We start from the raw sequence: 290 nt of genomic DNA, 5'->3' as shown, positions 1-290 counted from the left end.
CTACTCTCACATGGGGAAGCCCCACACTACCATCGGCGCTATTGCGTTTCACTTCTGAGTTCGGCATGGAGTCAGGTGGGTCCGCAACGCTATGGTCGCCAAGCAAATTCTTAAATTCGGAAAGCTGAATTCGTTCTTCACATTCAATGTTCTTTCATTGAGTCCACAAAACCCCTTCGGTGTTGTATGGTTAAGCCTCACGGGCAATTAGTATTGGTTAGCTCAACGCCTCGCAGCGCTTACACACCCAACCTATCAACGTTCTAGTCTCGAACAACCCTTTAGGACAC

Annotated in this window: 2 rRNA genes; both read right to left on the bottom strand. The window is 48.6% G+C overall.

Annotated features, from left to right (window positions below):
- Positions 1-103 (bottom strand): 5S ribosomal RNA (rrf, locus tag EYW48_RS21715); the annotation flags it as partial.
- 83 nt (positions 104-186) lie between these two features.
- Positions 187-290 (bottom strand): 23S ribosomal RNA (locus tag EYW48_RS21710); the annotation flags it as partial.

The sequence above is a fragment of the Vibrio sp. 1180_3 genome (genome assembly GCF_029478545.1).
Lineage (GTDB): Bacteria > Pseudomonadota > Gammaproteobacteria > Enterobacterales > Vibrionaceae > Vibrio > Vibrio aestuarianus.
Note: the sequence above shows the minus strand (reverse complement) of the source record. Positions and strands in the feature narration are given on the sequence as shown.